This is a genomic window from Aeromonas sp. 159, assembly GCF_963862045.1.
Classification (GTDB): domain Bacteria; phylum Pseudomonadota; class Gammaproteobacteria; order Enterobacterales; family Aeromonadaceae; genus Aeromonas; species Aeromonas veronii.
In genome coordinates this window covers 1-23,348 of sequence record NZ_CAWLMI010000084.1, presented here as the reverse complement: position 1 = coordinate 23,348, position 23,348 = coordinate 1, and the positions used below count along the sequence as shown (strand labels likewise).

Below are 23,348 nucleotides of genomic sequence, written 5' to 3'. Positions count from 1 at the left end.
GGGCCCCGTCATGTCCATCAGCTGGTGCATGTTCACCTGGTGCCTCACTACCGGGCAAGTGCTGACCACCAGCCTCGCCTTCTTTATGACCCCGCTGTTCAATATCGTATTCGCCGTCATCTTCCTCAAAGAGCGACTCACCCCGCAAAAGCATCTGGCGGTCGCCCTGGCGCTGGCGGGTCTCGCCTACATGCTGTTCTGCTACGGCCAGCTCCCCTGGTTCTCCCTCATCATGGGGGCCAACTTCGCCTGCTATGGCCTTATCAAGAAGAAGATCCACTACGACACCGGCACCAGCCTCTATCTGGAAGCCATGGTGCAACTGCCCGTCGCGCTGATCATCATCGGCACGCTGGCGTGGTACGGGGAAGGGGCATTCGTGAACGGGGATTTGGCCGACAAGCTGCTGCTGATGGGCAGTGCGCCCGCCACCCTGCTGCCGGTGGGGCTGTTCTGCTACGCAGTGGCGAGAACCCGGATGAGCACTGTGGGGCTGCTGCAATATATCGAGCCCAGCCTCGCCTTCCTGCTCGCCATCTACTGGTTTGGTGAGGCGCCGGACCCCATCAAGGCGGTCGGTTTCGCCTTCGTCTGGGCTGGTCTGCTGGTGAGCCTGTTGCCGCTACACCGGCTCAAGCGCCGCCCTCAGGGCGTACCGCGATAGGACTCCAGCACCTTGTGCCAACGGGGATCCCTGTCCATCTGCTCGGCGATGTCGTTGAGGGTGGCATGCAGCTCGGGACGGGATTTGGGCAGCAGGATATGGCGGGTATAGCTGGATTGGGGGAAGGGTGAGATAAACAGCTTGCCCTGATAGTGCTGTGCGTCGATGAAAAAGCCCAGCGATGAACCACTCACCAGCGTCACATCGATGCGGCCGCGCACCAGCAGCTCAAGATTGGTCTTCACCTTCTTGGCATCCTGACGTACCAGCTCCCCGCGGCCAGCTGCATCATCGATCCCCTGATAGCGGTAGCCCTCCACCCCGCCAAACACCAGCCCCTTTAGGGAGTCTGGCCCGCGATAGGTGACCGGGTTGTCAATGTTCGAGACCAGCTCGTTGGTGTCGCGCATCACCGGAAAGGTCCAGAGATAGCGTTCGCGATGGGGGTCCCCCACCCAGGCGGGATTGACCCAGACAACCAGACCGTCAAAGTCGGGATCAGCCATCTCCAGCGCCAGTCGGGCGCGATTGACCAGCCAAAGCTCGATTCTGGGTTCACCCCCCAGCTTTTCATTGAGATACTTGACCAGCTCGCGGCTCAGCCCTGCATCCACTCCGGTGTTGAAGGGCGGATGCTGATGGTAATCGTAGAGACGGATCGTCTCCCCCAGAGCCGGGACCGACAACAGTAACCACAACCAAAACCAGACTCTCATCGCACCTCCTTGAGCTGCCTCTGAGTTTGGCACAGAGAATTTGAATGAGAGAACCCGCGACCACCGCACCGGCACAGCAACCATCCCCCCCTTCCCGCTGGTCTGTCTACATGGTGCGTACTGCCACCGGCCTGCTCTATACCGGGATTAGCACGGACCCGCTGCGCCGCCTGCGCCAGCATCAGAGTGGCAAGGGCGCTCGCGCCCTGCGCGGCAAGGGGCCACTGACGCTCGCGTGGCAACAGGAAGTCGGCGAGAAGGGGGCGGCCCTGCGCATCGAATATCGCCTCAAGCAGCAGCCGAAATCCTTCAAGGAGCAGCTGATCCACAGCCCGGCACTCTGGCAGAGCTGGAGCCCCCAGTGGTTACCCGCAGCCACCCAGCCTTGAGGACGACAGGCAAAAAAAGGCCACTCGAGGAGTGGCCGGAAAGGGGAAATCAGGGAGCATCACACAACGTCTTGCACAACCTCAAGCGGGTTAGAGGTAGGTATTGGAACGCTTGCTGCGGTTGCTGATCAGCCAGCAAACCGCCAGCACCAGCAGCAACCAGGGGGCCAGCTTGATGATCAGAGCAAGCATGCCGCCCAGCGCCCCAAGCAGCACGAACAGGCCGCTCACCAGCAACATGGCTACCAGGGTAAAACCGGTCAGTGCCATGACCAGCAGCACCACCAGCAATATGAAAAATTCCAGCATAACTTGCTCCTTATCAGTACCTTGTCTGCCGGCTGCTCAACCCTTCGGTCAATCCAGCCAGCGCTTCAATTCATAACGGGGCGGCATCACCAGCACCGCCAGCAGATAGGCGGCCAGTGCCAGCGGCGGCATCAGGATCAGGGCGAGCAGTACCACCACCCGCACCGTGACTCTGGAGACCCCCAACCGCTTGGCAATACCGGCGCAGACCCCGGTCAGCTTGCGATGCACCAGATCCTTGGGCCAGGGGCTCATGATTACACCTCCGCCTTCTGGCCTTTGAGGCGAGCCAGCTCGCGCTCGATCTCGTCATTGAGCTCCAGCTCGCGGAACTGGGCCTCCAGCGAGGGATTCTGCCCCAGGGTGGCCGCCTCCAGCTGGGCTTCCAGCTGATCGACCCGGCCCTGAAAACCGTCAAAGCGCGCCATCAGCTCATGCATCCGCTGGTTGTCCACCTGGGCGCGAGCACGAATGCGGCTGTGGGCCGTCTGCTCGCGCAGGGTCAGCAGTTTCTGCTTCTCGCGCGCCTCGGTCAGCTTGGCCGCCAGTCGCTCGCTGTCGGCGGTGAGCTGGGCCAGCACCTCGGCCACCCGGGCCTTGTCCTGCTCCAGCTGTTCACATTTTTTGACCTCCGCCAGCTTCTCGGTGAGGGCGGCGCGGGCCAGATCCTCACGTCCCTTCTGGATGGCGAGCTCGGCCTTGGCCGACCACTCCAGGATCTGCGCCTGCAACGCCTGCTGGTGACGCTCCAGCTGTTTCTGTTCGGCAATCACGCGGGCGGCCTGGGTACGCATCTCGACCTGCACCTGCTCCATCTCTTCGATCATCAGGCGCAGCATCTTCTCCGGCTCTTCACTCTTGTCGAGCAGGCTGTGCAGGTTGGCATTTATCACGTCGGTCAGGCGGCTGAATACGCTCATGGTCTGGCTCCTTGTTGATGGGATGGCTATCTCTTCCCATTGCATTACAAGAGCCGTGCCAAGAAAAATTATTGTTGTTTTACATATAGATGGGAATTTACTGAGGAAATTCAAGATGGGGTTATTGGTGAGAATAGCCAACCATGTGGTGATTTTTACCAACAGAAAAGGGAGCCAGTGGCTCCCTTGTCGATTCAGCTGCGATATCCGTCAGGCGGCGTGGCTGTGGCCCAGCTTGCTGTCCAGTTCGGCCAGCTTGGCCTCCATCCGGGCGCGGCAGGTGTCGGAGAGATCGCGAATGCCGCTGGCACCGTGCTCCTTGCTGCAGACCGGAGCCATCACTTCCACCAGCACTTCGCCGTTGTCCCAGCGATTGAGGTCGACCTGACCGAAGTAGCTGGAGCAGACGATGGGCACCACGGGCACTTCAGCCTGTACCGCAGTGTGGAAAGCACCTGCCTTGAACGGCAGCAGGCCACGCCCCTGGGAGCGGGTCCCTTCCGGGAACATCCAGATGGAGGTGCCACGGTTCTTGATGCGATCCACCACCTGACCTATGGTGCCGATGGCACGGGAGCGGTTGGAGCGGTCGATCAGCACGTTACCGGAGAGCCAGAAGATAAGGCCGAACAGCGGCAGCCAGAGCAGGCTCTTTTTGCCCACTGCCACCACGCCAGGCTGCACCGCACCGGTCACGGTGAAGATGTCGAAGTTGCTCTGGTGGTTGCAGACGTAGACCGCCGGGCCGACCGATTTGACCTCGTCGGCCACCGTCACCTTGACTCGCAGCCCGATCAGCGGGCAGACCGCGTGATACATGCGGGCGAAAACATAGACGTTGTTGGGATGGCGCGGACGAACCAGACAGAGCAGCAGGCCGAACAGGAACCAGAAAATGAGCAGCAGACCAAGCAGCAGCACACGGGCAATTTTGAGCATCGAACACCTCGAGTTTTAACTCGGCGCAGTATACTGATCCCCCTTTTAGCGAACAAGCGTTCGCCAAACAGAACCGACCACCCTCCCCGTCGCGCCACCCACAGTCCTGCTCATCAATACGTCGCCGACTTGCCCCACCCGCCATTGGTCGTTAGGATGGCCCCATCTTGATGGACGGGGCGAACATGATTTTGCAACAACGGGTAGCGAAACATCTCCTGCTGCTGGTCTGCCTGCTGGTGCTCAATTGTGCTGCCCAGCCGCTGGCCCGGCTTGCCCTGCTCGATCACGCCCTCAGCTGTCAGGCACTGCCCGTCCCAGGCTCGGCAACGGATCAAGAGGATGCCAAACCGGCCAGCCCGCAACCCACCAGCTGCCAACTCAACGGCAAGTGGCTAAGTGCCGCCACCCTGCTCTGCGTCGAACAGCTCTTCTTTGCCGTGGCGGTGCTGATCGCCCTGCTGGCCCCTCTTTGGCGCTACACACCGCCACAGCCCCCTCCCAGAGTCATCTCGCCGCCCGAGCGGCGTCTGCACCTCACCCTCTGCGTCTGGCGGGAATGAGTTCGGCAGCGTTCTTTCGTTAGCTGTCACTCAATTTTTGCGAGACCAAAAAGATGTCGAATCTCTTCAAGACGGCCCTGCTACTAGGCGGTCTGCTGTGGCAATCCATGGGATTGGCCAGCGACACGGGCTGGCTCACCAGCCCACAGAATGATCACGCCCGGGTACGGCTGCAGGCCGACCGCAGCACGGCAGATCAGACCCGCATCCTGCTCGATGTCGAGCTGGAGTCAGGCTGGAAAACCTACTGGCACAGCCCGGGAGAAGGGGGCATTGCTCCCCAGATCCTGTGGGACGAGCCGGTCGGTGACTTTCAGTGGCGCTGGCCGGTGCCACGCCACTTCGAGGTAGCCGGGCTCAGCACCCAGGGTTATCAGGGGGATGTGACCTTCCCTCTGAGCCTCAACTATCCCGCCGGGCAACCGCTCAAGGGGACTCTACGCCTCTCCACCTGCAGCAATGTCTGCATCCTGACCGACTTCCCTTTCACCCTCGCGCTGGATGGCGCAGCCCCAGCCGACTTCGATTTTGCCTGGGCGAAGGCGATGAGCACCCTACCCCAACAGTTGCCAGCCGAAACCCGGGTCGAGCTCGGTTATCAGCACAACCAGCTGCAACTGCGCGCCGAGCGGGCAGAGGGCTGGCAATCACCAGCGCTCTTTATCGACGCTCTAGAGGGTGCCGAATTTGGCAAACCGGCGCTTGAGGTCGAAGGCAACACCCTGATCGCCCGGGTGCCGGTGAGCGATGGCTGGCAGGGAGATGCGCCGGATCTACGCGGCCAATCCCTCGGCCTGCTGCTCACCAGTGGCGAGCTGGCATGGCAGGGCAAGGGGACGATCGGCGCGCCACTCGCGCTGCCCAACCAGAGTCATTCGCTGTTCTGGTTGCTGGGGGCGGCGCTGCTCGGCGGCCTTATCCTCAACCTGATGCCCTGCGTGCTGCCGGTGCTGGCGCTCAAGCTGGGAACTGTGTTGCAACATCAGAAGCGTGAACAGGGAGCGGTGCGCAAGCAGTTCCTCGCCGCCAGCGCCGGGATCATCGCCTCCTTCTGGGTGCTGGCGGCCATGAGCAGCCTGCTACGCGCCACGCAAGGGGCCGTCGGCTGGGGCATCCAGTTCCAGAGTGCCGGTTTTATCGGCTTGATGGTGCTGGTCACCCTGCTGTTTTGCGCCAACCTGTTGGGGCTGTTCGAGATCCGCCTGCCCAGCGCCCTCAGCACCCGCCTCGCCACCAGCGGCGGCAACGGCCTCGGCGGTCACTTCCTGCAGGGGAGCTTCGCCACTCTGCTGGCGACCCCCTGCTCGGCCCCCTTCCTCGGTACCGCGGTGGCCTTTGCGCTGGCGGCGCCACTCGGCCAGCTCTGGCTGATTTTCACGGCATTGGGGATTGGCATGAGCCTGCCCTGGCTGCTGGTGGCGGCCCTGCCACGGCTCGCCCTCTGGCTGCCGAAACCGGGGCGCTGGATGAACCATCTGCGCATCCTGCTCGGCCTGATGATGCTGGGCTCCAGCCTCTGGCTCACCAGTCTGCTCGACAACCACCTCGGCAGCTATGCCACCGGTTGGCTGATGGTTGCCATGCTGCTGGCACTTCTGATTGGCATCATCTGGCGTTACGGCATCCGCGGCTTCACGCTGGCGATCGCCCTCGCCGCCCTGATTGGCAGCCCCCTGCTGCTGAGCGGTGCCTTTAGCGCGCAGGGCTCGGCCAACGTTGACAAGGTGGTCTGGCAGCCGCTCTCCGAACGCGCCATCACAGATGCGCTGGCCCAGAACAAACGGGTCTTTATCGATGTCACCGCCGACTGGTGCGTTACCTGCAAGGCCAACAAATACAACGTGTTGCTGCGCGATGAGGTACAACAGGCCCTCTCGGCCCCCGATGTGGTGGCCCTGCGCGGCGATTGGAGCAAACCAAGCGACGCCATCGCCGCCTTCCTGCGTAAGCGGGGTGCGGCAGCCGTCCCCTTCAACCAGATTTACGGCCCGGAGTTGCCGCAGGGGGTCACGCTGTCACCCCTGCTCGACAAGGACGATCTGCTGACCACATTGCACAAGGCTGGCCTGCTTCAGGCTGGCACCACCCGATTTTAAGGAGCAACCATGAAACCGACTCTTAGCGCCCTGACCCTGCTGGCCTCCCTTTCCGCAGCCCTGCTGGCTCCGGCCCTGCACGCCGCCCCCTTCACCCCGGAGCAGGAGGCACGTATCAAGGAGCTGATCCGCGAGACCCTGATCGCCAACCCCAAGATCCTCGACGAGGCCGCCGAATCCTGGGAGAAACAGAACGCGGCAGCCCAGGAGGCGCAGCTTGGCAACTTCATCAAGGGCAACAAGGATGTGCTGTTCAACAGCGCCACCAGCCCGCGCCTCGGCGCCAAAAACCCCAAGCTGACGCTGGTGCTGTTCACCGACTACAACTGCCCCTACTGCAAGCAGTTCGATCCCCAGCTGACCAAGCTGCTCAAGGCCTATCCGGACGATCTGGGGCTGGTGATCAAGCTGCTGCCGTTCAAGGGGCAGACCTCCGCCAAGGCGGCCCAATACAGCCTGACCCTGTGGCAGCAAGATCCCGCCCGCTTCCTCACCCTGCACGACAAGCTGATGAGCAAGCAGGGGATGTTGACCGAGGCGGACATCAACAAGGCGCTGGCCGCCACCGGCAACACCGCGCTCAAACCGGCCGCCAAGGCGACCGAGGAGCTGCGCAACAGCCTGCGCATCGGCACCATCCTCGGGGTACAGGGCACACCGGCGACGCTTATCGGCAACCAGCTGGTGCCGGGCGCCATCCCCTATGAGGAGCTGGAGCAGCTGGTGAAGGCCGAACTGGCCAAGCAGGGGTAAGGGATGACCACCAATCCTCAACCCCGCTGGCGCCGCTGGGGCAAGGAGGCGCTCTGGCTGCTGCTGATGGCGCTGATCATCTCGACCCTGCTGGATCTGTGGCGCAGCCCAACCCTGCCAGAGGGGGCGATGAGCGCCCCCGTCACCCTGCAGGATGGCAGCAGCTCGGATCTCGCTACCTTAAGCCAGGGCAAGCCGCTGCTGGTCTACTACTGGGCCAGCTGGTGCGGTGTGTGCCGTTTCACCACCCCTGCGGTACAGCAGCTCTGGCAAGAGGGGGAAAACGTGCTGACGGTGGCGCTGCGCTCCGGCAATTCGGAGCAGTTAGGCAAAGGGATGAGCAAGAAGGGGCTCACCTTCCCGACCCACAACGACGAGTCGGGAGCGCTGGCCGCCAAGTGGCAGGTAGGGGTCACCCCGACTTTTCTCGTTATCAAGGATGGGACGCTTGTGAGCAGCACCACCGGCTGGAGCTCAAAGTGGGGCCTGCAGTTGCGGCTCTGGTGGGCGTCGTTCTAGCCACGCAACATCGTTGCCTGCAACAGGGCCATCCCACCGGATGGCCCTTTTTTATGCCGACATTTTTATGCCGACATCAGGCGGGGAGCTGCATCCCGCGTACCTGCTCCAGCAGGGCAGTTACCGCCATCGAGCGCAACGCATCGGGGGCGTAGCAGAGCCCCACCCGCCGCTTGAAGGAAGAGGCCGCCAGCTCGGCGACGGTACAGCCGGGCGGACAAAGCGAACGGGGCAACCAGGCAATGCCTGCACCGGCGGCCACCATAGTCGCCGCCAGTAGCAGCGACCCAGCCCGCCGTGGATAGAGGGGCGCCTGATTACCGAGAATGGCGATCAGCCGCAGATGGGAATCGTGGCGCGGGCAGGTGACCCAGGGCTCGTCCGCCAACGCTGCCGGGGTGAGCGCCCCCTTGCCCGCCAGTGGGTGATCCGGTGGCAGCACCAGCACGAACTCCTCCTCTAGCAGGGGGATAAAGAGCTCGTCACCACAGCGCAGGGATTCACAGCCCAGCCGCACATCGCCACAGCAGCCCTCCTCCAGAGTCAGCAGGATCTCCTCGTGGGCGAGCGCCCCTTGCACCAGCGCCCCCACCACGCCATCACCCAGATCAGCCTCAATCCCCACCGTCACCTCCAGACAGGGGGAGGTTTCACGAAACTCGCGGGCGAGGGAGTCGGTATCGGCGATCAGCCGCTTGGCGCGGGGATAGAGCCGGTGCGCCGCATCGGTCCCCTCCACCCCGCGCGCCTGCCGCACAAACAGGGTCACCCCCAGCTCATCCTCCAGCGTTTTGATGGTGGTGGAGAGTGTGGGCTGGGTAATGAAGAGGCGGGTGGCCGCCGCCGTGATGTTGCGCTCCTCGAAGACAGCCACAAACGCACGCAGGGTTCGCACATCCATAGAATTCACCTATACCAGACAGTCATAAAAGCCATTTTTCACGGCAATGCTGGGCAAATATAGTGGCTTACCTGCCATAAGGCATCCCAATTTTCTATATCAGCGTCTATCAACACCGTCAGGAGCCATCATGCGCCATCTCTCTGTCATCGGCCTCGGGGCCATGGGCTCCGCCCTCGCCACCACCTTGCTCAAGGCGGGTCATCCGGTCACCGTCTGGAATCGCAGCGCCGCCAAGGCAGCCCCGCTGCAAGCGCTGGGCGCGGCACTCGCCCCTTCGGTTGGCGCGGCCATCGCCGCAAGCGATATCACCCTTGTCTGCGTCGATAACTACGCCGTCAGCCAGCAGTTGCTGGACGAGGCGAGCGATGCGGTGGCTGGCAAGCTGCTGGTGCAGCTCTCTACCGGCAGCCCGCAGGGGGCCAGAGCGCTGGAGAGCTGGAGCCACGCCCGCGGCGCCCGCTATCTGGATGGCGCCATCCTCTGCTTCCCGGATCAGATCGGCACCAACGACGCCAGCATCATCTGCTCGGGGGCCTGCGCCGCCTTTAGCGACGCCGAGCCGGTGCTGCGCCTGCTCGCCCCCACCCTCGACCATGTGGCCGAGGCGGTGGGCGCCGCCGCGGCGCAAGATTGTGCCGTCGCCGCCTACTTTGCTGGCGGTCTGCTCGGAGCCCTGCACGGCGCCCTGATCTGCGAGGCGGAAGGGCTGCCGGTAGCCAAGGTGTGTGCCCAGTTCAGCGAGCTCTCGCCCATTCTCGGTGGCGATGTGGCCCATCTGGGCAAGACGCTGGCGAGCGGCGATTTCGATCACCCCTACGCCAGCCTGAAAACCTGGAGCGCCGCCGTCAGCCGCCTCGCCGGTCACGCCACCGATGCCGGGATCGACAGCCGCTTCCCGCGCTTTGCCGCCGATCTGTTTGAGGAAGGGGTGGCGCAAGGGTTTGGCCAGCAGGAGGTGTCGGCCCTCATCAAGGTGCTGCGGGCGCGCAATGGAGCGGCACAATGAACGAGTTGACCAACCACACCCCAATTGCACTGATCACCGGCGCCGCTGGCGGGATTGGCCACCAGCTCTGCATCGGGCTGGCCGAGGCGGGTTATCGGGTGATCGCCACCGATCTGGCCCCTCACGCTTTCGACCATCCCGAGATCCACTTTCATCCGCTCGATTTGCGGGACGAGCAGGCTATCACGCGGCTCTTTGCCGAGGTGCGCGCGCAGCATGGCGGCATCCATCTGCTGATCAACAACGGCGCCATCAGCAAGTTCCACACCCGCTTCGAAGAGCTGAGCGCAGCCCAGTTCGATCAGGTGATGGCGGTCAATGTGCGCGGCGCCATGCTCTGTGCCCGCGCCTTTGTGCAGGCCAACCGCGATCTGCCCTATGGCCGCATCATCAATATTGCCTCCACCCGCTGGCAGCAGAACGAACCGGGTTGGGATGCCTACGGCGCCTCCAAGGGGGCACTGGTCGCCCTCACCCAGTCCCTCGCCAACTCGCTGGCCGACTACCCCATCACGGTCAATGCCATCAGTCCGGGCTGGATCCAGGCGGAGGATTACCACACCCTGACCGAGGCGGATCACCGCCAGCACCCGAGTGGCCGGGTCGGTCGCCCCGACGACATCACCCGCGCCTGCCTCTTTCTGGCGGATCCTCGCAACGACTTTATCAACGGTGCCAATCTGGTGGTCGATGGCGGGATGAGCAAGAAGATGATCTACCACACCTCCGCCTCCTTCTGGGAGGAGTAACCCCTGCGGCGGCAGCCCGATTTGCGCTGCCGCTGACATATCCAGCCATCTCACCCCACACTTGCCCTGCCCGTTTTTTCATCGCTTTTGCCCCGCCGCCCTTGCACTGGCCAGACCGACTGGCAACAATAGACGCTCAACTGACCCCTCTTCATCTCGCCCGTTAATTGATCGCCCAACTCATCGCGTTGGCGGGCTGTTTCCGTTAAAATGACGGGTTTTTGCCGTGCCTGGTTTGCCAATCCCCACCATCAGGCACTCGCAGCGTGAATCCTATGATGCCAGTGATGCAGGATCTGCCATGAACAACTACTTCCGGGTGCTGGGCGTCAAGTCCAACGCCAGCGAAAACGACATCAAGAAAGCCTATCGTCGGCTGTCGAACCAGTACCACCCCGACAAGCTGCACGGGGCCAGTGAAGAAGAGAAAGAGCAGGCAGCCATCAAGCTGCACCAGGTAAAGCAGGCCTATGAAGTGCTGTCCGATCCGAAACAGCGGGCCGCCTTTATCAAGGATTTCAACAACGTCATCGTGACCGACCCCGCCTCCGCCATGCAGGAGATGTGGGATCAGTTCTACCCCTGAAACAGCAGGCAGAAAGAGCAACTATGCAAAAGAGATGGGACCAGGCGCGGCTCAAGTCGCTGCAAAGCGATGCCAGCGAAAACATCGAATCCTACCGGGATCAGGACGACCCCAAGGGGCTGGAACAGTTCACCGACCAGATGAAGAGCCTGCTGCTGGCCGATATGAGCATGCTGGAGTTTATGCCCGAGTATCTGCCGCTGGCCCTCTATGGCCGGGTGCAGTTCCCGGCCAAGGCCAAGTCGCAGTGGAACAAGTGGCTCGCCAGCGGCGAGCAGCCAAGCTGGGACGAGTTCAAGGTGAGCGTCGGCTTCAACAACGCCGCCCTGCCGCTGGTCAAGGCGGTGCGGGCCCAGAGCGAAGATCAGCTGATGGAAGCCTGCGCCGTGCTGTTCCTGCTCGACAACCCGCTGCCGCGCGGCAGCCACCGCGCCGATGACGACTATGAACTGCGTGATGAAGAAGATGAAGACGGGGAAGATGCCGACGCCGACTACCACGGCGGCAGTGACCGCTATGGTGATGACGACGGCGATCAGGATATGTACGACGAAGTCCGTTTCTAATTGGGGCAAGGCATGAGCAACAGTCTGATAGAAATTACCGCCATCGAGATCAAAGAGCTGGCCGTTATCGAGCCGAAGCAGGCCAGCGAGAAGTTCGAGCTGATCGCCAAGACCATGTCTGACGACCAGCTGGCAGAAGTGATTGAAAACATTGATATCGTTACCCTGACCCAGATTAACGGCCAGCACGACATCTCCTTCCCCTCCATCATCTCCGAGCTGATGACCCCGGAGCGGATCCGTGACATCGTCTGCCAGCAGCCGCTCTACTGGGAAGAGGCGATCAAGAACAACGCCGACGAGCTGCAACAGCACACCTTCGACTTCCTCAACTACCTGATCCGCACCCAGGATAGCGAAGCCAAGCAGCGCGAGATCCTCGAGTGCGTGGCCGAAGATCCGGCCGGTCTCTTCTACCTCGCCATCCCCTTTATCGAGTTCTATCGCGGCGATCGCTATGAAGAGGACGAAGGCTATCGCGACGTGCTGCACGCCGAAGAGGAAGATCTCGAAGAGTCCCTGCGCTACAGCGAGCGCCAGCAGGCCGAAGACAGCCACGACTATGCGCTGGACGACCCCCGCAGCCTCTTGATGCTCATTCGCGAGCTGGCCCCCGAGGTGGAAAAATCCATCAAGTCGCTGCTGCGCAACGAGCACTCCACCTGGGACGGCATCATCAACAAGTTTGCCGCCGAGCTGGTGATGCAGGCCAAAGAGAAGAACAAGGTCGAGGAAGACGAGTACGGCGACGTCGACGACATGTTCAGCTTTCTGGATTAAGGAGCCCATTCATGCAGTTAGTCATTCGCGATGCCAACCAGGGCCCCTTTCTGACCCAGGTGCTGCGCTTTGGCCGCGACAACGAACTCTTGAGTCAGCAGCAGCTCGCCGCCATCAAGGGCAAGGCGGTGCTGATGAGCCTCAAATTCGCCGACAAGTACTACAACAAGTACAAGATGCACCTGCTGGAGCAGGCCGCCCACGACGTCATCGGCGTGGTGAGCCTCGGTCTGCAGGAGCTATCCCAACGGGATCCGGCCAAGGCCCTGGCCCTGTTGCAGGCGCCGGAAGGCCCCATCAAGCCGTTCCAGAAGGGCTGGTCCATGCTCATCACCGTCAGCCCCAAGCAGGCTGGCAACAGCCTCTACGGTGACGTGGATGCGCGGCTCTTGGACAAGATCTCGAGCCCGCCCGATGTGGAGGAGTGGCAAGGGTGGCAGGAGTACGAGAAGGCGCTGACCGAGCACAACAAGAGCCGCCTGATGGAGCTCATCGACCAGCACTTCTTCGCCTGCGAGAGCGACCACCCCACCATGGAAGACAAGCTGGCCGAAGCGCTGCTCTACCGCATCCTCTGCGGCAAGGGCAGTGGCGCCGCCCCCCTCAAGGTGAAGCAGGATCTCAAGCGCAAGCTGGCGCGGGAGATTGAGCTAGACGAGGGCTGGTACGACACCGACTACCTCGCTGCCCAGCTCGCCCTGATGCTGGGCGCGCTGCCCGCCGACATGGCCGCCGCCCTGCGTCAGGAGCTGAGCCCGGGCTTTGTGCCCAACCTGCTGCATACCCTCGGCTTTGTACGCCAGTACCAGCTGCTGCAAAAAGAGAACGCCTCACCGGAGAAGCTCGACAACGTCGAGATGCGCGCCGGTCTCAAGCACCCGCTGCTCGGTTGGCCGCTCTACCACGACTTCTAAGGCCGCTTTCGCCGCCTCTGTTGTTGCCCCCAATGTGGGATAACCCAACGCCCGGCCCGCCGGGCGTTGTTCTATCCTCCCCTCACCTCTCCCAAGCAAAGAGAGAACACGCGCAAGTCACCCTGAGGCAACCCCTTCTCTTCCCGATATTTATTCACTCAAGACCCGAGGATGAATAAACAACCTGCAATACAACAACTTGGCACCAGCTGCGTTTCGGGGCAACAAAGCGGGACGAAGATCCCGTTACAGCGCCATAATCGGCACCAAATAGCCGACTGGATCACATCAACCGTGTCGCAATCACGTGGTAAATCGAGCTAAAACCACGGCTCAATCACGCATAAAAAGGCGGAATAGATCAATAAAAAGCAATTAATCGCGCCAGATTAAATTTCAGGTATGGCTATTTGCACCGCTTGGCCGCTAAATGACAGACCGGCCTTCAGACCAGCATGGAAGCGCACAAGGCTAGCCGGCAGCAGACCGGTACGCTCTCAGGATGAGTTGTGATTTTCTCTTCTCACAGGAGACAGACCGTGAGCGCTTCGACACCACACCCTCATCACGCCGCCGTCCCACCCGGCTCAGGCGCCCTGTTCTTTATCCAGACCTTCTCGACCCTGGGGTTTGCCGTGCTCTACTCCACCCTGGTGCTCTACGCCACCAAGCGGCTCGGCTTCAGTGAATCCCAGGCCAACGCCATGATGGGGGTCTTCGGGGCCTTCAACTATGGCCTGCACCTGTTTGGCGGCTATCTCGGCGGGCGCTACCTCAGCAACCGCAACCTGTTCGTGATGGGGATGGTGCTGCAGGTGATCGGCTGCTACTTCATCGCCGAGATGGGGATCACCGGCCTCTACTGGGGGCTCGCCATGTTCCTCACCGGCAGCGGCCTCAACGTCACCTGCCTCAACATGATGCTGACCCAGCGCTTCGCCCCGGATGATCACCGCCGCGAGAGCGCCTTCCTGTGGAACTACGCCGGGATGAATCTGGGCTTCTTTATCGGCTTCACGGTGGCGGGCTACTTCCAGCTCACCGAGGATTACCGCACCCTGTTCCTGTTTGCCACGCTGGGCAACATCATCGCCATCATCGCCACCTTCGCCTGCTGGCCGATTCTGGCGGATATCAGCACCCCGCTGCGCCACGTCAAAGGGAGCGGCTTCTACCGCCGCATGCTGGCCGGGATCGCCATTCTGGCCATGCTGGTGCCGGCGCTGCGTCTGCTGCTGACCCACGCCAGCTTCAGCGGCAGCTTCGTGCTGATCCTGGGGGCCGTGGTGCTGGTGCTGCTTTGCGTGATGACCGCCCGCCACTCGGACGCCGCCGAGCGCAGCCGCATGGTGGCCTACCTGATCCTCGCCCTTGGCTCCCTCATCTTCTGGTCGCTCTACCAGCTGGCGCCCATGGGGCTGATGCTCTTCTCCGAACACAACATCAACCTCAACGTGTTCGGGCTGCGGGTAGCGCCCCAGTGGATCCAGAACATCAACACCCTCGTCATCGTCATCGGTGGCCCGCTGATGGCGCTGCTGTTCAAACGACTGCGTGAACAGGGGTGGAATATCGACATTCCCTCCCAGTTTGCCGCCTCCCTGTTCTGCATGGGGCTCGGCATGCTGGTGCTGCCGCTCGGCATCCATCTGGCGGGGGCCGACGGGCTGGTCGCCTTCAAGTGGATCGCCATCAGCTATGTGCTGCAGAGCTTTGGCGAGCTGCTCATCTCCCCCATCGGTTACGCCATGATTGGCAAGCTGGCCCCCGCCAGCCTGCAAGGCTTGATGATGGGCTGCTGGATGATGGTGACCGGCGTTGCCTCCGTGCTGGCGGGCTATGTCTCCGGCGCCATGCCGCAGAATATCGGCAGCACCCCGGTCGCCACCAACCCGGGTTACAGCTCGGTGTTCAACATGCTGGGCTGGGGCTCGCTGGCGGGCGGCGTGGTGTTGCTGCTGCTGGTGCCCCGCCTGCGCCAGCTGATCGCCTCGAAGATCACCCCGCCACCGGCGGCGACAGCCATTCCTGTCTAATCGGGTTCGGGCCAACCATTTCAGTGGCCCCTGCCAGCGCGAACGGTTGAATCGGCAACGCAGCTGATAATGCAAGGGGCCCCGCCATCATGGATGGCGGGGCCCTTCTCTTTTGGTGGGATGGATGGCTCATTTCAGGTTGCCCACCTGGCGCCTGTTGCGGCGTTTGCCCTATTGTCAGCTTCCCCTCACCCTAACCCTCTCCCAAAGGGAGAGGGGATCAGCACCTGCCAACCTGAAGCCCTAGCTGTCACGCTTAGCTATCACGCCATACCACGGTCACTATCAATGGCTGTGATCTCTGCTCCCTTCTCCCACTCTTTGCCATAGATAAGGGGAGAAGGGTCGGGGATGAGGGGGAACAAACCATCACAACAGAAGCCACCGATAAGCCGCAGAGCGTTAAATCAAGCAGGAGCACGTAGGGTCGATTAGCGAAGCGTAATCGTCCGCACCGCAATCCCGGTGGCGATGGACATAGAGAAGAGGTCAGCTGACGCACCAACAGAATAGCGGCAACCTGTTTTCGCGATCGTCTGATTACGCTTCGCTAATCAAACCTACGACCTTTATTGGAAGCCACAAAGATATGAAATAAAACAGATAATGCTCACATCTCTCACTGGAAAAGCTTCGGACAAATCCATTCTACAGATATACTGATGAACAACATTGATTAACATATTAATTATTTTTAAATCATAAAATGGGGCTTGTGAGGTAAACGACATGGCATTGAAGTTCACTGGTACATTTGATGACTTGGAAAGCAGACTAGCTTCCTTAGGTGGAGCTTGGGATAATAACCAGCCTAATAAGAAAGTATTACGGTTAGGTAATGGCGTCATGAACTGGTTTGAGAGTACTGGCTCTATAAATTTTCAAGGCAAGGATCCAGACAAATCTAAACTAGAAACAAATGTACCCAAACTTTTATATCCTACTGAACCTCAACAATTAAAAGAAACAACTCCCCCCTCTGTTAATACATTCACCGACAGCGAGAAAAAAGAAACACCATCTCAACAGGACAGTCCATTATCTTTAGAGATACAATATTTAACAAAAGGGATAAATGAAAGTGAGTTAATAATTGGGATTGTCAGTTCCGTCGGAACGGAATACAAAAGAGTAACAGAGCCATTAACTGACAAGCTACAAGGTTTTGGCTATACAGTAAAAGAAATCCGTGTCTCGAGCATACTACCAAAATACAATGGTAAAAATGAATATGAAAGAATAAAACATTATATGCATGCAGGAGATTATCTTAGAGAGAAAAGTGGAAACAATGCAATTTTATCTGCTGGCGTAGCTAAAGAAATATCTAATTCTAGAACTACTGGGACTCTCAAAACAGCATATATAGTTAATTCATTAAAGCATCCCAGCGAGGTCGAGCTTTTACGAAAAATTTATGGTGATGGTTTTTATTTAATTGGCATACATGCTGATGAAAAAAGACGAAGACAGCACCTATGCGAAGACAAGGGATTAACTCAAAGCGAAGCCAATGAGTTAATTAAAATCGATGAGGATGAAAGCGTAGATCATGGTCAAAAAACTCGTGACACTTACCATCTATCTGATTTCTTCCTTAATTTTGGTAGTAATAGCGATCAAGTGAAGAATGGACTACAACGTTTTCTAGAGTTGATTTTTTCTCATCCATATAAAAATCCCACCTTTGATGAGTTTGCGATGTTCATGGCGTTTAACAGCTCGGTTCGCTCTGGTGATTTATCACGTCAAGTCGGCGCTGTAATTAGTAGAGAAAAGCAAATAATTGCAACTGGAGCTAATGATGTACCTAAGTCTGGTGGGGGACTATATTGGGCAGAAGTAGACAAAAAAACAGGAAAGGTAGAAGATCATCCAGATGGAAAAGATTACACCAGAGAGAAAGACTCTAATAAACAAGCACAAGCAGAAATAATAGAAGAAATTGCTAATAACCTTCTAGGTAGTGGTCTATTTGAAGAAGAACGTCAACTAGAAATAATTAAGATACTAAAAGACAGCAAGATTTCTGACCTCACTGAGTTTGGACGCGTTGTTCATGCAGAAATGGATGCTTTACTTTCTTGTGGTAGAGCCGGAATTCCTACAAGTGGCACCACTATTTATTGTACTACGTTTCCATGCCATAACTGTGCAAAACATATCATAGCCAGTGGAGTAGAGAGGGTTGTTTATGTAGAGCCATATCCCAAAAGTCGAGCTTTAGATTTTCATTCCGAGTCGATTACATTGAAATCTGAACTTGAAGAATCGACCTTGGACAATAAAGAGACTGTAGCCTTTGAGCCATTTATTGGCATTGGCCCACGTCGATTTCTTGATCTATTCTCTATGAGTTTAGGTGGAGGGGCGAAATTGAAACGGAAAGATAAAGGTGGGGCAATTCTTGAGTGGGATAAAACTAAAGCACCAATTCGGTCACCTTTGGTGCCAAAGTCATACAAGGAAATAGAAATTGCAGCGACAGAGTTATGGGATAAATTAGGGTAAACCCTCACGCATTTATTAGTAACAAAGAGGGAGCAATAAATTGCTCCCTCTTTGGTTATTACCCTTCCTGATTTTCCCCGGCTGCCGGTTCGGCACCGGCGGCGGGTTCAATCTCGATGCGATCGACCCGCTGCAAACCGCGGGGCAGCTTGGCGCCGCGGCGGCCGCGCTCGCCACGGTAGTAGTCGAGATCGGACGGTTTGAGGGTCAGCTTGCGCTTGCCGGCAAACAGGGTGACCGACTGACCCTGCGGGATGACGGCGGCCATCACCACAAACTCCTCCCGCGCCTTGACCCGAGCCGACGGAATGCTGATGAGCTTGTTACCCTTGCCCTTGCCGAGCACCGGCAAGGTATTGAGCGGGAACAGCAGCATCCGCCCTTCGTTGGAGATGGCCATGCAGAGATCGGTCTCCGGCGAGCCGATCTTCTGGGGTGCCATCACCTGACCCCCTTCCGGCACGGTGAGCAGCGCCTTGCCGTTCTTGTTCTTGCCGATGAGATCGTCATAGGTGCAGACAAAGCCGTAACCGGCGTCGCTGGCGATCAGATATGGCTCACCCTCGTTGCCCATCACCAGATGGCGCACCTCTTCACCTGCCCCCAGCGCAAAGCGGCCGGTGAGCGGTTCGCCCTGACTGCGCGCAGATGGCAGGGTGTGGGATTCGAGGGCGTAGGTTCTCCCCAACGTGGAGAGGAACACCGCCTGCTGGTTGCTGCGGCCACAGGCGTGGGCCAGATAGCTGTCCCCCGCCTTGTAGGAGAGCCCCGCCACATCGACATCGTGGCCCTTGGCGGCGCGCACCCACCCCTTGTCGGAGAGGATGACGGTGACCGGTTCGCTGGGCACCAGCTCTTTCTCGGTCAGCGCCACGGCGGTAGCCCGCTCCACCAGCGGGGTGCGGCGATCGTCGCCGTACTTCTCGGCATCGGCCAGCAGCTCTTTCTTGAGCAGGGTGTTGAGGCGGCGCTCGGAGCCCAGAATAAGCTCCAGCTTGTCACGCTCTTCGGCCAGTTCGTTCTGTTCGGCGCGCAGCTTGAACTCTTCGAGCTTGGCCAGATGGCGCAGTTTCAGCTCGAGGATCGCTTCGGCCTGGGTCTCGGTAATGTTGAAGCGCTCCACCATCACCTTGCCCGGCTCATCCTCGGTACGGATGATCTCGATCACCTCGTCGATGTTGAGGTAGGCGATCAGCAAGCCTTCAAGGATGTGCAGGCGAGCCAGCACCTTGTCGAGGCGGAACTGCAAGCGGCGACGCACCGTCTCGCGGCGGAACTGGATCCACTCGCTGAGGATGGTCTTGAGGCACTTCACCTGCGGCCGGTTGTCGAGGCCGAGGATGTTGAGGTTGACCCGGTAGTTCTTCTCCAGATCCGTGGTGGCGAACAGGTGGGCCATCAGCCCCTCTACATCCACCCGGTTGGAGCGCGGCACGATCACCAGACGGGTCGGGTTCTCGTGGTCAGATTCATCGCGCAGATCGGTGACCATCGGCAGCTTTTTCGCCACCATCTGGGCGGCGATCTGCTCCATGATCTTGGCGCCGGAGGCCTGATGAGGCAGCGCGGTGATGACGATGTCGCCATCCTCCTCGCTCCAGACCGCCCGCTGCTTGATGGAGCCCTTGCCGGTCTCGTAGATTTTGCGGATATCGTCGCGCGGGGTGATGATCTCGGCGTTGGTCGGGTAGTCCGGCCCCTGAATGTGCTGCATCAACACATCGAGTCCCGCATTGGGGTTGTCGAGCAGCTCGGCACAGGCGTAGGCCACTTCCCGCGCGTTGTGGGGCGGGATGTCGGTCGCCATCCCTACCGCAATACCGGTCACCCCGTTGAGCAGGATGTGCGGCAGACGGGCGGGCAGCACCACCGGCTCCTTCATGGTGCCGTCGAAGTTCGGCGTCCACTCCACCGTGCCTTGCCCCAGCTCGGAGAGCAGCAGCTCGGAGAAGCGGGACAGGCGCGCCTCGGTATAACGCATGGCTGCGAAGGATTTGGGATCGTCCGGCGCACCCCAGTTGCCCTGACCATCCACCAGCGGGTAGCGGTAGGAGAATGGCTGGGCCATCAGCACCATGGCTTCATAACAGGCGCTGTCGCCGTGGGGGTGGTACTTACCCAGCACATCACCCACGGTACGGGCGGATTTCTTGTGCTTGGACAGTGCCGATAGCCCCAACTCGCTCATGGCATAGATGATGCGCCGCTGCACCGGTTTGAGGCCGTCGCCGATATGCGGCAAGGCCCGATCCATGATGACGTACATGGAGTAGTTCAAGTAAGCCTGTTCGGTAAAGGTGCGCATTGGCTGGCGCTCTACCCCGTCCAGACTGAGCTCGATAGCATCACTCATATGTTTTTCTCTTGCTATGGCGCGCCCCTGGAGGACACGCCTGAAATGCGGGTCGGCAGGTGACCGACGGCTTAGATGATGGCGAGGTTGCCCTTCTCTTCCAACCACTCGCGGCGATCGCTCGCCCGCTTCTTGGCCAGCAGCATGTCCATCAGCTGCAGGGTCTCGTCAGCCGCATCCCCTTCGCTCTCTCCTGCCGGCTCCATGGTGAGCTGCACCAGACGGCGAGTGTTGGGATCCATGGTGGTTTCCCGCAGCTGCTTCGGGTTCATCTCACCCAGACCCTTGAATCGGGTCACCATCACCTTGCCTTTCTTCTTCTCGGCCTCGACCCGCTGCAACACGCCGTTCTTCTCGTCCTCGTCGAGGGCGTAGTAGACCTCTTTACCGATATCGATCCGGTAGAGGGGCGGCATGGCGACATAGACGTGGCCCTTCTCCACCAGCGTGCGGAAGTGTTTTACGAACAGGGCGCAGAGCAGAGTAGCGATGTGCAGACCGTCCGAGTCCGCATCCGCGAGGATGCACACCTTGCCGTAGCGCAGGCCACTGAGATCCTCGGAGTCGGGGTCAAGCCCGATGGCGACCGAGATATCGTGAACTTCTTGCGAGGCGAGCACCTGACCTGCCTCCACCTCCCAGGTGTTCAGGATCTTGCCGCGCAGCGGCATGATGGCCTGAAACTCGCGATCCCGCGCCTGCTTGGCACTGCCGCCCGCGGAGTCACCCTCCACCAGGAACAGCTCCCCCTGCATGGGGTCGGCGCAGTTACAGTCAGTCAGCTTGCCGGGCAGCGCCGGGCCTTGGGTAATCTTCTTGCGCACCACCGTCTTGGCGGCGCGCATCCGGCGCTGGGCGCTGCTGATGCAGATCTCGGCGATCTGCTCCGCCAGCTCGGTGTTACTGTTCAGATAGAGGCTGAAGGCATCCTTCACCACGCCGGAGACGAACGCCGAGCTCTGACGGGAGGAGAGGCGCTCCTTGGTCTGACCGGCGAACTGCGGATCCTGCATCTTGATGGAGAGGATGTAGGCACAGCGATCCCAGATATCTTCCGGGGTCAGCTTGACCCCGCGCGGCAGCAGGTTGCGGAACTCGCAGAACTCGCGCATGGCGTCGAGCAGCCCCTGACGCAGGCCGTTGACGTGAGTACCGCCCTGCGCAGTGGGTATCAGGTTCACATAGGATTCGGCGAGGCATTCGCCCCCTTCCGGCAACCAGCAGAGCGCCCAGTCCACCGCCGATTGTTCGGAGCTGAACGAGCCGATAAAGGGCTGCTCCGGCAGGCAGGTGAACTGCTTGACCGCGTCGACCAGATAATCCTTGAGGCCATCTTCGTAGCACCACTCCAGCTTGATGCCGGTGTTCTTGTCGAGGAACTTGATGGTGAGGCCGGGGCAGAGCACGGCCTTGGCTTTGAGCAGGTGCTCCAGCTTGGTGACCGAGAACTTGGGCGAATCGAAGTAGCTCGCCTGCGGCCAGAAGCGCACCCGGGTGCCGGTGTTGCGACGACCGCAGGTGCCGGTGATGGTCAGCTCCTGCACCTTCTCGCCGCGCTCGAAGGCGATGTCGTAGACCTGACCGTCGCGGCGCACCGTCACCTCGACCCGATCGGAAAGGGCGTTTACGACCGAAATACCCACCCCGTGCAGACCGCCGGAGAACTGGTAGTTCTTGTTGGAGAATTTGCCGCCCGCGTGCAGCTTGCAGAGGATAAGCTCCACCCCGCTGACCCCCTCTTCCGGGTGGATATCGACCGGCATGCCGCGGCCGTCGTCGATCACTTCGAGGGACTGGTCTTCATGCAGGATCACCTCCAGATTGCGGGCGTGACCCGCCAGCGCTTCATCGACGCTGTTGTCGATGACCTCCTGGCCGAGGTGATTGGGCCGGGTGGTGTCGGTATACATGCCGGGGCGGCGACGCACCGGCTCAAGGCCATTGAGGACCTCAATGGCATCCGCATTGTATTGAGTAGACATGGAGGGCCTTGCGAATTGACGTTTGGGGAGAATCTTACTCGTTGGGAGGGTATTGGACAAACTTGGCTGCGGGAAAGGGTGATCCGGAGGGGATTGTGCCCCTCCCAAGGCTGTTTCAGCTCCCTTCGGCGGGGCCTGGCAGCGCCTGTTGCAGCTGGGAGAGCGAGCTTTGCAGCCGCCACACCATGCCTGCCAGCTCTCGCGCCGTGCCATCGCCATGGTTGGCCAGGCCCTGACTGATCCGCTGCAGCTCGGCCAGCGTGCGGTCGAGGGAGGCGTGCTGCACCCCCTGCTCGGTGAGGATCCCCTTCAGGCTGCGGATACAGTTGTCACGCACCAGATAGAGAGGATGTTCGTCACCGCGCCACTGGCGCAGCTGCCAGACAATATGGCTGCAGTTGAGCAGCACCACGCCCCAGCGCAGCACCCAGAGGCGGGCGGTCTGATCCTGACTCTGACCGAGCTGGCTGATGCAGTGGTAGATGAGCGACTCGAACTGGCTCTCGCTCTGGCGCGGGGCCGGCTCCAGCTGATCCATGAAGTGGCGGCGCAGGGAACGGATAATCCGGCGGCTCTTGCGCCGATCCGAGCTGGGTCGCAGCAGCTGGAACGCCAGCGCGGCGCTCATCACCCCCAGCATCTGGGCGAGGCTGCTGTTGATGAACTGCTGATAGTCGTAACTGGGCGGATTGGTGATGGCGAGAAACGAGCCGAGCAGCACGATCATCTGGCCCCAGAGGCCCGCCTGCCGCACCTGCTGTTGTTTGCAGAGCTGCATGGTGAGCAGCGCCGGAAAGAGCAAGAGGCAGAAAACCCAAAAGTCGTCGATGCGGATCATCAGGCCAAACTTGACCGCAAAGCAGATGAGGCTGAGCAGCAGGATCGCCCTGAGCATGGTGTTGGCCCCCTGAGCCGGGGCCGGGGTCGCCGAGTAGAGCACGCAGCAGATGGAGAGCATGGTGAGCGCCGAGCTGCCCGCATCCCACTGACTGTTGATCCAGAAGGTGCAACCGAGCAGCACGCAGAGGAAGGTGCGCCCGCCGTTGTAGGCGGCCTCTAGCGTGTCGGTATGGCTGGTGAGAGAGGTGTGACG

Annotated in this window: 23 protein-coding genes; 14 read left to right on the top strand and 9 right to left on the bottom strand. The window is 60.2% G+C overall.

All coding sequences use genetic code 11. The annotated features are described in order from the left end of the window. Window positions 1–664 (top strand): EamA family transporter (locus AACR14_RS14560; RefSeq protein ID WP_026035110.1); only part of this gene is annotated, 664 nt, incomplete at its 5' end. Here AACR14_RS14560 and AACR14_RS14555 read toward each other — a convergent pair. Then, complete coding sequence (locus AACR14_RS14555; protein WP_005363058.1) at window positions 646–1,380, bottom strand: substrate-binding periplasmic protein; 735 nt, start codon at window positions 1,378–1,380, stop codon at window positions 646–648. The two genes, AACR14_RS14560 and AACR14_RS14555, sit on opposite strands and share 19 nt — an antisense overlap. Before the next feature lie 44 nt (window positions 1,381–1,424). Between AACR14_RS14555 and AACR14_RS14550 the strand changes: the two genes are divergently transcribed. Next, window positions 1,425–1,769: a GIY-YIG nuclease family protein gene (locus AACR14_RS14550; protein WP_019446685.1), complete on the top strand. Its 345-nt coding sequence runs from the start codon at window positions 1,425–1,427 to the stop codon at window positions 1,767–1,769. Window positions 1,770–1,859: 90 nt separating this feature from the next. On the opposite strand, the gene pspG is transcribed toward AACR14_RS14550, so the two are convergent. The 4 genes from pspG to AACR14_RS14530 all read right to left on the bottom strand — a co-directional run bounded on the left by pspG (window position 1,860) and on the right by AACR14_RS14530 (window position 3,937). Beyond that, complete coding sequence (pspG, locus tag AACR14_RS14545; RefSeq protein ID WP_005335871.1) at window positions 1,860–2,078, bottom strand: envelope stress response protein PspG; 219 nt, start codon at window positions 2,076–2,078, stop codon at window positions 1,860–1,862. 48 nt (window positions 2,079–2,126) lie between these two features. Beyond that, on the bottom strand, window positions 2,127–2,333 hold the full coding sequence (locus AACR14_RS14540) for a PspC domain-containing protein (protein ID WP_019446684.1): 207 nt from the start codon (window positions 2,331–2,333) through the stop codon (window positions 2,127–2,129). A gap of 2 nt (window positions 2,334–2,335) precedes the next feature. Further along, on the bottom strand, window positions 2,336–2,998 hold the full coding sequence (gene pspA, locus AACR14_RS14535) for a phage shock protein PspA (RefSeq protein ID WP_019446683.1): 663 nt from the start codon (window positions 2,996–2,998) through the stop codon (window positions 2,336–2,338). A 210-nt stretch (window positions 2,999–3,208) separates the two neighbouring features. Next, window positions 3,209–3,937 (bottom strand): 1-acylglycerol-3-phosphate O-acyltransferase, encoded by a 729-nt coding sequence (locus tag AACR14_RS14530; protein ID WP_019446682.1) that lies wholly within the window; start codon window positions 3,935–3,937, stop codon window positions 3,209–3,211. A 185-nt stretch (window positions 3,938–4,122) separates the two neighbouring features. Here AACR14_RS14530 and AACR14_RS14525 point away from each other — a divergent pair, with 185 nt between their 5' ends. The 4 genes from AACR14_RS14525 to AACR14_RS14510 are packed head-to-tail and all read left to right on the top strand — an operon-like array spanning window position 4,123 to window position 7,868. Continuing rightward, window positions 4,123–4,500, top strand: a complete 378-nt coding sequence (locus AACR14_RS14525; RefSeq protein ID WP_026035108.1) for a hypothetical protein — start codon at window positions 4,123–4,125, stop codon at window positions 4,498–4,500. A 53-nt stretch (window positions 4,501–4,553) separates the two neighbouring features. Next, window positions 4,554–6,596: a protein-disulfide reductase DsbD family protein gene (locus tag AACR14_RS14520; RefSeq protein ID WP_019446680.1), complete on the top strand. Its 2,043-nt coding sequence runs from the start codon at window positions 4,554–4,556 to the stop codon at window positions 6,594–6,596. Between the two features lie 9 nt (window positions 6,597–6,605). Further along, window positions 6,606–7,349, top strand: a complete 744-nt coding sequence (locus AACR14_RS14515) for a DsbA family protein (RefSeq protein WP_019446679.1) — start codon at window positions 6,606–6,608, stop codon at window positions 7,347–7,349. A 3-nt stretch (window positions 7,350–7,352) separates the two neighbouring features. After that, window positions 7,353–7,868, top strand: coding sequence for a protein disulfide oxidoreductase (locus AACR14_RS14510; RefSeq protein ID WP_019446678.1), 516 nt, complete (start codon window positions 7,353–7,355; stop codon window positions 7,866–7,868). Window positions 7,869–7,944: 76 nt separating this feature from the next. On the opposite strand, the gene AACR14_RS14505 is transcribed toward AACR14_RS14510, so the two are convergent. Next, on the bottom strand, window positions 7,945–8,769 hold the full coding sequence (locus AACR14_RS14505) for a LysR family transcriptional regulator (protein ID WP_019446677.1): 825 nt from the start codon (window positions 8,767–8,769) through the stop codon (window positions 7,945–7,947). Between the two features lie 130 nt (window positions 8,770–8,899). On the opposite strand from AACR14_RS14505, the gene AACR14_RS14500 reads away from it, so the two are divergent. The 8 genes from AACR14_RS14500 to AACR14_RS14465 all read left to right on the top strand — a co-directional run bounded on the left by AACR14_RS14500 (window position 8,900) and on the right by AACR14_RS14465 (window position 17,920). Then, window positions 8,900–9,778 carry an NAD(P)-dependent oxidoreductase gene (locus AACR14_RS14500; protein WP_019446676.1) on the top strand — a complete coding sequence of 293 codons (879 nt, stop codon included), beginning with the start codon at window positions 8,900–8,902 and terminating at the stop codon, window positions 9,776–9,778. Continuing rightward, complete coding sequence (locus AACR14_RS14495) at window positions 9,775–10,527, top strand: SDR family NAD(P)-dependent oxidoreductase (RefSeq protein WP_019446675.1); 753 nt, start codon at window positions 9,775–9,777, stop codon at window positions 10,525–10,527. Before AACR14_RS14500 ends, AACR14_RS14495 begins: the two co-directional genes overlap by 4 nt. Before the next feature lie 301 nt (window positions 10,528–10,828). After that, window positions 10,829–11,113 (top strand): cold adaptation protein ActJcold adaptation protein ActJ, encoded by a 285-nt coding sequence (atcJ, locus tag AACR14_RS14490; RefSeq protein ID WP_005343121.1) that lies wholly within the window; start codon window positions 10,829–10,831, stop codon window positions 11,111–11,113. A gap of 23 nt (window positions 11,114–11,136) precedes the next feature. Continuing rightward, on the top strand, window positions 11,137–11,679 hold the full coding sequence (gene atcA, locus AACR14_RS14485) for a cold adaptation protein AtcA (RefSeq protein ID WP_005363079.1): 543 nt from the start codon (window positions 11,137–11,139) through the stop codon (window positions 11,677–11,679). A 12-nt stretch (window positions 11,680–11,691) separates the two neighbouring features. Then, the gene (gene atcB / locus AACR14_RS14480; protein ID WP_026035107.1) at window positions 11,692–12,459 is read left to right on the top strand and encodes a cold adaptation protein AtcB; all 768 of its coding nucleotides are present in this window, start codon (window positions 11,692–11,694) and stop codon (window positions 12,457–12,459) included. Between the two features lie 11 nt (window positions 12,460–12,470). Beyond that, window positions 12,471–13,373 (top strand): cold adaptation protein AtcC, encoded by a 903-nt coding sequence (gene atcC / locus AACR14_RS14475; RefSeq protein WP_019446673.1) that lies wholly within the window; start codon window positions 12,471–12,473, stop codon window positions 13,371–13,373. Window positions 13,374–13,912: 539 nt separating this feature from the next. Next, window positions 13,913–15,409 carry a peptide MFS transporter gene (locus AACR14_RS14470; RefSeq protein ID WP_019446672.1) on the top strand — a complete coding sequence of 499 codons (1,497 nt, stop codon included), beginning with the start codon at window positions 13,913–13,915 and terminating at the stop codon, window positions 15,407–15,409. 729 nt (window positions 15,410–16,138) lie between these two features. Beyond that, entirely contained in the window at window positions 16,139–17,920 is a 1,782-nt protein-coding gene (locus AACR14_RS14465; protein ID WP_041201974.1) for an anti-phage dCTP deaminase, read from the top strand. Window positions 17,921–17,978: 58 nt separating this feature from the next. Here the strand turns inward: AACR14_RS14465 and parC are convergent, their stop codons facing one another. From parC to AACR14_RS14450, 3 genes are all read right to left on the bottom strand, one after another. Further along, on the bottom strand, window positions 17,979–20,273 hold the full coding sequence (gene parC, locus AACR14_RS14460) for a DNA topoisomerase IV subunit A (RefSeq protein ID WP_019446671.1): 2,295 nt from the start codon (window positions 20,271–20,273) through the stop codon (window positions 17,979–17,981). A gap of 71 nt (window positions 20,274–20,344) precedes the next feature. Further along, window positions 20,345–22,255, bottom strand: coding sequence for a DNA topoisomerase IV subunit B (gene parE, locus AACR14_RS14455; RefSeq protein WP_005335894.1), 1,911 nt, complete (start codon window positions 22,253–22,255; stop codon window positions 20,345–20,347). A 115-nt stretch (window positions 22,256–22,370) separates the two neighbouring features. Then, window positions 22,371–23,348: FUSC family protein (locus tag AACR14_RS14450; RefSeq protein WP_019446670.1), on the bottom strand; the 978-nt coding region annotated here is incomplete at its 5' end.

Coding starts and splice junctions, on each gene's coding strand:
- AACR14_RS14555 (WP_005363058.1), bottom strand. CDS start 1,380: ATGAGAGTCTGGTTTTGGTTGTGGTTACTGTTGTCGGTCCCGGCTCTG.
- AACR14_RS14550 (WP_019446685.1), top strand. CDS start 1,425: ATGAGAGAACCCGCGACCACCGCACCGGCACAGCAACCATCCCCCCCT.
- pspG (WP_005335871.1), bottom strand. CDS start 2,078: ATGCTGGAATTTTTCATATTGCTGGTGGTGCTGCTGGTCATGGCACTG.
- AACR14_RS14540 (WP_019446684.1), bottom strand. CDS start 2,333: ATGAGCCCCTGGCCCAAGGATCTGGTGCATCGCAAGCTGACCGGGGTC.
- pspA (WP_019446683.1), bottom strand. CDS start 2,998: ATGAGCGTATTCAGCCGCCTGACCGACGTGATAAATGCCAACCTGCAC.
- AACR14_RS14530 (WP_019446682.1), bottom strand. CDS start 3,937: ATGCTCAAAATTGCCCGTGTGCTGCTGCTTGGTCTGCTGCTCATTTTC.
- AACR14_RS14525 (WP_026035108.1), top strand. CDS start 4,123: ATGATTTTGCAACAACGGGTAGCGAAACATCTCCTGCTGCTGGTCTGC.
- AACR14_RS14520 (WP_019446680.1), top strand. CDS start 4,554: ATGTCGAATCTCTTCAAGACGGCCCTGCTACTAGGCGGTCTGCTGTGG.
- AACR14_RS14515 (WP_019446679.1), top strand. CDS start 6,606: ATGAAACCGACTCTTAGCGCCCTGACCCTGCTGGCCTCCCTTTCCGCA.
- AACR14_RS14510 (WP_019446678.1), top strand. CDS start 7,353: ATGACCACCAATCCTCAACCCCGCTGGCGCCGCTGGGGCAAGGAGGCG.
- AACR14_RS14505 (WP_019446677.1), bottom strand. CDS start 8,769: ATGGATGTGCGAACCCTGCGTGCGTTTGTGGCTGTCTTCGAGGAGCGC.
- AACR14_RS14500 (WP_019446676.1), top strand. CDS start 8,900: ATGCGCCATCTCTCTGTCATCGGCCTCGGGGCCATGGGCTCCGCCCTC.
- AACR14_RS14495 (WP_019446675.1), top strand. CDS start 9,775: ATGAACGAGTTGACCAACCACACCCCAATTGCACTGATCACCGGCGCC.
- atcJ (WP_005343121.1), top strand. CDS start 10,829: ATGAACAACTACTTCCGGGTGCTGGGCGTCAAGTCCAACGCCAGCGAA.
- atcA (WP_005363079.1), top strand. CDS start 11,137: ATGCAAAAGAGATGGGACCAGGCGCGGCTCAAGTCGCTGCAAAGCGAT.
- atcB (WP_026035107.1), top strand. CDS start 11,692: ATGAGCAACAGTCTGATAGAAATTACCGCCATCGAGATCAAAGAGCTG.
- atcC (WP_019446673.1), top strand. CDS start 12,471: ATGCAGTTAGTCATTCGCGATGCCAACCAGGGCCCCTTTCTGACCCAG.
- AACR14_RS14465 (WP_041201974.1), top strand. CDS start 16,139: ATGGCATTGAAGTTCACTGGTACATTTGATGACTTGGAAAGCAGACTA.
- parC (WP_019446671.1), bottom strand. CDS start 20,273: ATGAGTGATGCTATCGAGCTCAGTCTGGACGGGGTAGAGCGCCAGCCA.
- parE (WP_005335894.1), bottom strand. CDS start 22,255: ATGTCTACTCAATACAATGCGGATGCCATTGAGGTCCTCAATGGCCTT.